Origin of the sequence: Solibacillus faecavium, assembly GCF_014836905.1 — a bacterium.
Taxonomy (GTDB): Bacteria; Bacillota; Bacilli; order Bacillales_A; family Planococcaceae; genus Solibacillus; species Solibacillus faecavium.
Window position 1 is genome coordinate 650538 of the sequence record NZ_JACSPZ010000001.1, and the last position, 6353, is coordinate 656890.

The following is a 6353-nucleotide window of genomic DNA, read 5'->3' on the forward strand; positions in this document are numbered from 1 at the left end:
GAGACGATTCGAATTTAGTTACGAATCGTCTCTTATATTTATTGATGAACTAAGCTTTTCTCATTTGAAAAATAAATCATACTAATATCTTGGGCTAATTGCTCTGGATTTGTTTTATTCGTTAATAAGTTTGTTAGTGTTAAACGCTCCATCGACCCGATCAAACTTTCTGCTAGAACTGTCGCATTAACCTGTTTCGCTACTGAATACTCATTTAAATTATTGTTAATGACATTTTCTAATTTCGAAACAAGCATTTGCTTTACAGCCGTAGATTGCTCTGCATCATAAAATCCGATTTTCGTTAAGTTAGGATTTTTCATGAAATAGTCAAACATCTTTTTTAAATTTTTTTGAATAATGTCTGTTGCATAGTTTTCATTAGTTACATCATTTGATGCGTCGGAAAATAGTTCAACTAATTCATTTTGGAACTGTTCATTTAAATCATTAAATAATGTTTCTTTACTTTGGAAATATAAATAAAATGTAGGCTGCGTTAAATTTGCTGCTTTTACTATGTCACTTATTTTCGTTTGATGATAACCGTATGTAGAAAATAACTCAATTGCCTTTTCTAGTAATAGCTTTTTGCTTTTTTCACCGCTTGAATTTACACGACGTCCTCTTGCCATACCTCTCCACCCTTATCTCTATTTTAGATGATTAGTACATCATATAATTAATTCCAATTATTCCAAATACAATTATATATTAATTTTTTCTTAAAATAAAGGTATCTGTCATAAATATAAGATATCATTGCATATTATGCAGTCTATTAACATTACTTTTGAATATTTTAATTGTTAGCAATCCGTAAATTGTCCTGCAAAGTAAAAAGTTTGGCTTTATAAAGGACTTATTTCGCCATTAAATTCCTTTACCGACAAAAAAGCGCATCCTCATTCGGATACGCCTTTCTTTATTTTTTCCTGGAAATTTTCGCTTTTACTTTCTCTGCAATTTGCTGAAGCTCCTGTATTTTGAAGACAAAAAGTATTATGAAATAACTAATTGAAGCAATTACAAATGTGAGTATAATATGCATCCACTTTTGATCAATTACAATCCATTCGGCAATCGCCCAGTTAACCGCAATAAACACTAATCCAATTGCTGCCAGTTTTATGAACTGACCAATATTCTTGTTTACAAGCTTTAATTGGTACTTACTATGTAAAACAATAATAAGTAGCAGGAAGTTCACGATTGCACTGACTAATGTACCTAGTGCTACTGCATTTGCACCTAAAGCATCAATCGTAGCTAATACAACTGCGATATTCACACCGAATACCGTTAAAATACTAAAGATCATCGGTAGTACAGAGTTACCCTTTGCATAATAGAAACGTGTAATATACGTATTCGCGGCCAGGAAGAACATCGTTGTACTGAATACTTGCAGTAATGGTGCTGTAATTGCTGTAGATTCAGATCCGAATTTATTATATTCAAATACTATCCGGATAATTCCCTCTGCCTGGAAGTAGAAGAACACGGAAACAGGTAGAACAAGTATGTATAGTAAGCGCATTCCACGAACGTAAAGTGCTTTTACAGACTCTGTATCTCCTTCTCCCTCTTTTCTACTAAGTAACGGGAAAATTACCGTCGTTACAGCGGTCATTAAGATTGCCTGTGGGAACTGTGACATTTTGGTTGCATAGTTCATTGCAGACCGAACCCCTTCTTCAAGCATTGCTGAAAAGAAACTCTGGATTAGTATATAAACCTGGGCTGTGGCACCACCAAGTAAAATAGGTAATGCTACTTTCCATAGCATTTTTTGATCTTCTGCCCCTTTTAAGCTCGGCTTAAATGACATTTCTTTCACATTGCGTACACCATATACTAAGAACAGGAACATACAAACGGCACCAACCAATGCACCGATACCCATTCCAATTGGTCCCATCATAATAGATAATACAACCGATACGATTAAAAATGAGCCATTATATATAAGTACAGAAAATGCCGATAAATGGTAGCGACCTTGTACATTTAAAATACCGCTCATCCAAGTCGATAACACGAGCATAATCGTTGATGGCATCATCCAAAAGTACAGAGAGCGCAGTATTTCATATTCTGCTTCGTCTTTCACATGGAAAAACTGCATTAATATCGGATCTGCCAAAACCATAAACAAAATGACAACAAGCGTAATGGTAATGAGTATCGTTGTAAATGTACGACGAATATATTCCGTAATGCTTGACGTAGTTTTATGGTAAACCGATATAAACGCAGTCGTAAACGCCCCACCAATTACTAAATACAAAAAGTTAGGGATCGTATAAGCATTAACAATACTATCCGAATATAGCGTTGTTCCGAATGCGGTTGCGATATATGTCTCCCGGGCAAAACCAACTAACCTAGCTATTATATTAATAACAGCTACTGCCCCTATTATTTTTAAAATTCCTTTCAACGCTTATCACAATCCTTTATTTAATTACAGTTACTTTATTTGGCATGTGTTGTGTAGAGCTCTTTTAGACGAGTAATAATTTCTTTAGCATCATGAAGTTCAAGCAGTTCGTTCACTCGTGATTCATTTACTTGCATACCTTCTTTTACTGCATTTTCAAGTGCGAGCTGTAGCAGAATCTCATCTTTAGGTGGGACTAATACGCCGGCACCATCTGCCAACATGTAATGCAAGCCTCCGACATCAGATGCAATTACAGGTGTCCCACAGCTCATCGCCTCTAACGCTACTAATCCAAGCCCCTCAATATAGGAAGGAAGGACAAAAACGTCCGCTGCCTGGAAATACCGGGCTAATTCATGCTGTGGCATTGGCTCAATAAAATGAATGTCGGCATTACCTTGTGCAAGTTCCTTCACTTTACTTGTAAAATTCGCATCCTTTGTCGATCCTACACAGTAAAGCGCTGATTGGCCAGGTGCGCTTTCAGTAACTTTATTGAAGGCTTGTATAAGTTCTGCGACACCTTTTTCTCGAATAATATTGCCCACAAACAAAAAGTTCGTTTTTTCCGGGTCCATTCCAAGCTGTACAGCACACTGTTTTTTATCTTCTGTTTTTTTGAAAACATTACGGTCAATACCCATACTCATAACCGTAATTTTATCGTTAGGAACGTTGAAGCTCTTTTCAATTGTAGTCGCAAGCTCTTCCCCAACTGCAATGACATGGTCGGCCGATTGCAGAATTTTTTCTGTAAACTGGCGAATTTGCCCACCCTTTTTGGCCATTTTATTAATATCTCCGCCATGAGCTGTTACGATATAAGGAATATTGTAGCGTTTTTTTAAATAATAGCTAAACAGTCCGCTCGGAAAAACATAGTGACTATGTGTGAGCGAAATTTCTCGCTTATTAGCGCGGAAAGTACGCATAACATTTCGCGCCCATTTCGCATATTTAAACAATACATTTTTCTTTCCTGTTGCCGGATTCGTATTAACAGCTAGTAATGTTTCGATACCTTCTTGTTCAAGTTGCTCAACCTGATTTTTCACAAAAATGCCGTAAGCTAAATGCTCCTTTGATGGATACATATTGCTAATGACTAAAACTTTTTTCATGATCTTTTAGCACCTTCTTTTAAAAGCCGCTCTCCTAATGCTGATTTTTCTTTAAATGACGCATTTGTACGAGCAGCTAATTTTTGTGCACCGTTCCAATCTAAAGCCATATCGTTAAAAAGCATTGCAAATTTATCGTCTGATTTATGAAGTTCTTCGATTGGTAAAGAATAATTTCCTAGCCCAGCCATTTGTAAAAAGTCATTTACTTTCACATGGTACGACACACCAATAATCGGCGTTTTTGCATCTGTTGCTAAAATCAGTGAGTGCAGTCGTGTACCGATTAATACATCGAATGTAGCTGTAAGATCTAAAATACGTTGGGGCGGTAAGTTTTCATCAATGATTTTTGTATTTTGTGCGTGCTTCATTTTCGCCTGAATATTTTTTGTTACGTCAGCATCTTGTGGATATTTCGTAGCAAAAAACGTAACTTCAACTTGCTGCTCTTCAATTAAACGGTCTAAATTTTTCGCCATACCATCTATATAATTCTCATACTTTGCCTCATCACCTGTTGGCCAGTATGAAGCATTATAATAAGGTACCGCTGTCACACCTACTGATTTTGGTTTTTCGTTATAATTTGAACGTTCTACTTCTAAACTAAATGCCGGATCCCCAATTACAGGCACATCTCGTTTTACTCCAATCGATTTTAAAAGAGCTTGGGATTGTGGATCGCGCACAGAAATATTTTGTGCATGCTTTGCCATGTAGCGTATGAACCATTTCCCTAAACCTGTATTTAGAGGTCCAGCTCCGCAGCCATATACAACATAAGGTACATTGTTATTATGAGCCATCATCGCATATGAGCCGTATAATGGGGCTTCACGTTTATAAAGATCCATTAAAATACCACCGCCGCCAATAACGACGAAATCGAGATTTTTTACCACTTTAGAATTCTCTTTATATGTTTTAGCGAACGTTTTTACCGCATTTCCATTTTTGTAATATAACGGAGCACTTTGGACACTATAACGTTCTGCTGTTTGTGTCGGATTATTGCTAAACACCGTTATATTTTGTGTATCTATTTGAAATACTTTTTGTAGTTGGCGAATGATACTTAATAAAATCGCCTCATCCCCATTGTTATCATTTCCGTAATTTCCGACAATTCCAATTTTCATCTATACAATCATCCTTTGAATCAAGCATTTATGTATGCCTGGTTTATTTCATTTTCATTTGAAAAAAGGGGGTGCAAAACTAACTTAGGAACCCCCTTCCACTTAATAAATTATATTTTAAGTATAGCATAATGTTCGTTTGAAACGATATTCCCGAAAGTGAGATTACTTTATTCAATACGAAAAAATGTGTTTTTTCATTTAAATGACGGTTTGTATTTAGTATTGGTTGCGACCTGGTGATTTCAGTCGTTTTTTCTTGGAAAATAGTCTATTTAACCCTATTTGCAGGAAAGTTAATTTTGATATAAATTGCAGTTAGGGGTGAGAAATTGCATAAATCAGAAAACTACTATTATATGGAGGCTCTTGTTTCTAGGTTATTAGCAGATGATGTAGATTTCATTAAAGTACAGGAGAAGTATTATCGAATTCTAGCTGGCATATCAGGAGAAGAAAAATTACATCGTGTATTAGCAGATTATCATTTTAAAGATGATGCAACAATTCTTTATAATTTTGAATGTGTAAATGAGAAGGGTTTTTCCCATGAAATTGATGCCATTGTTTTAACGACTAGATTTCTCCTCATTATCGAGGTAAAACAAATATCAGGTACATTATTTTATAAACCACTTTTCCATGAATTTGCCCGACTAACTGAGGAGGGTGTCTTAGAAAATTTTCCGAATCCGTTTGACCAAGCTTTTCGTCATCAGCTCTTTCTCTCTCATCAGCTTTCAAAATGGTCGATTCAGTTACCCGTTTTATATATTGTTGTTAATGCTAATATTCGAACAAAATTAGACCAATCCTTAAATAACTCGCCCATCATTCATTTAAGTGGAATGCCTCTGTTTCTAGAAAAATTATATGCAAATCATCATGAAACATCGGTAGATTTAGAGCATTTAAAAAATAAATTAAAGTCTTTATCTTGCCGGCTTCCCCCTAAGATGAAAGTGGAGAGTCATCGTTTACGTAAAGGAGTACTTTGCGTAAAATGCCAATTTCAAAATGTCATGTATTATCACTTTGGGTTGTGGATTTGCTCACAATGCGGCGAAAAGAATAAGGATGCAATATATCTGGCATTGCATCAATACCGGATTTTAATTAACGATCGTATTACAAATCGGGAATTAAGAGAATTTGTAGGGATTGAAAGCAAAGCTGTCGCTTCCAAACTTCTTAAAAGATTGAAGTTAAAGCAATTAGGTAGTGGACGAGGTGTTTATTACTTGATCCCTGATGATATTTTAGAGCGTAGGATTTGATGAGGTAGTAATGAAGATATTTATTTTTTGCAGGGGTTTCTACCTAGAAATTTTGCTTTCTTCATATCGGGTTCTACTTTTCAGCTCATGCTTTCTACTTTTTATCAGCGAGGTTCTACTTCCGGCGTATTGGGTTCTACTTTCTCTAATGGACGGTCTACTTTTCAAACGGCATTTGCTAATACTCTCGCTGGGTTCTACTTTTCAGCTGATACTTTCTACTTTTTACTGAAAAGGTTCTACTTCCGGTGTACATGGTTCTACTTTCGCCACGGAGCGTTCTACTTTTTAAACGGCATTTGCTAATACTCTCGCTGGGTTCTACTTTTCAGCTGATACTTTCTACTTTTTACTGAAAAGGTTCTAC

General features: G+C 35.9%; 5 protein-coding genes. 1 reads left to right on the plus strand and 4 read right to left on the minus strand.

Annotated elements, in window-relative coordinates:
• Nucleotides 1-38 precede the first annotated feature (38 nt).
• The 4 genes from H9635_RS03225 to H9635_RS03240 all read right to left on the minus strand — a co-directional run bounded on the left by H9635_RS03225 (nucleotide 39) and on the right by H9635_RS03240 (nucleotide 4709).
• Nucleotides 39-635 (minus strand): TetR/AcrR family transcriptional regulator, encoded by a 597-nt coding sequence (locus tag H9635_RS03225; protein ID WP_191698697.1) that lies wholly within the window; start codon nucleotides 633-635, stop codon nucleotides 39-41.
• Nucleotides 636-925: 290 nt separating this feature from the next.
• Complete coding sequence (gene murJ / locus H9635_RS03230) at nucleotides 926-2443, minus strand: murein biosynthesis integral membrane protein MurJ (protein WP_191698698.1); 1518 nt, start codon at nucleotides 2441-2443, stop codon at nucleotides 926-928.
• A 35-nt stretch (nucleotides 2444-2478) separates the two neighbouring features.
• Entirely contained in the window at nucleotides 2479-3567 is a 1089-nt protein-coding gene (locus H9635_RS03235; RefSeq protein WP_191698699.1) for a glycosyltransferase, read from the minus strand.
• Nucleotides 3564-4709: a polysaccharide pyruvyl transferase family protein gene (locus tag H9635_RS03240; RefSeq protein WP_191698700.1), complete on the minus strand. Its 1146-nt coding sequence runs from the start codon at nucleotides 4707-4709 to the stop codon at nucleotides 3564-3566. Before H9635_RS03240 ends, H9635_RS03235 begins: the two co-directional genes overlap by 4 nt.
• 332 nt (nucleotides 4710-5041) lie before the next feature.
• On the opposite strand from H9635_RS03240, the gene H9635_RS03245 reads away from it, so the two are divergent.
• Nucleotides 5042-5986 carry a nuclease-related domain-containing protein gene (locus H9635_RS03245; RefSeq protein WP_191698701.1) on the plus strand — a complete coding sequence of 315 codons (945 nt, stop codon included), beginning with the start codon at nucleotides 5042-5044 and terminating at the stop codon, nucleotides 5984-5986.
• Nucleotides 5987-6353: the final 367 nt, after the last annotated feature.